1 protein-coding gene is annotated in these 473 nt (G+C 69.8%); it reads right to left on the bottom strand.

Annotation, left to right across the window (positions count from 1 at the left end; translation table 11 throughout):
* Positions 1 to 473 (bottom strand): efflux RND transporter periplasmic adaptor subunit (locus IB255_RS30515; RefSeq protein WP_192211291.1); only part of this gene is annotated, 473 nt, incomplete at both ends.

Raw genomic sequence — 473 nt, 5'->3', positions numbered from 1 at the left:
CTTCCTGGCCGAGACTGACAACGTTGACCGGGGCGAAGCTGACGCTGTCGTCCGCGCCGATCAGCCACACGCCGGTGCCTTGCCCGGCGTCGTGCAAGGCGCCGATGGGCACGCGGGTTTGCACGGCCTGGTCGTTGCCTTGCAGGCGCAGAGTGATCGTCGAGCCGAGGGCGAAACGATCGACGGTGCCATGCAGCACGTAGCGGGCGCGGTAGGTGCGGGTGGCCGGGTCGGCACTCGCGGACAGCTCGCGCAGGGTGGCGGTGACCGCCTGGTCCGGCGCGCCGAAGGGGAACGCCAGGGCGCGCTGGGAGGCTTGGTCACGCCTGTTTTCCGGCAGGTTGACGATGGCTTCACGGGCGCCGTCATGGGCCAGGCGTGCGACGATCTGACCTTCGGCGACCACTTGGCCGCGGTCGACCCGAACGTCGGTGAGGATGCCGTCGCCATCGGCCTTGAGCACGGAGTAGGTG

It is taken from the genome of Pseudomonas sp. PDM22, from assembly GCF_014851965.1.
In the GTDB taxonomy this organism is placed as follows: Bacteria; Pseudomonadota; Gammaproteobacteria; order Pseudomonadales; family Pseudomonadaceae; genus Pseudomonas.
The sequence above is the reverse complement of the archived record's forward strand: the minus strand, read 5'-3'. Positions and strand labels throughout refer to the sequence as shown.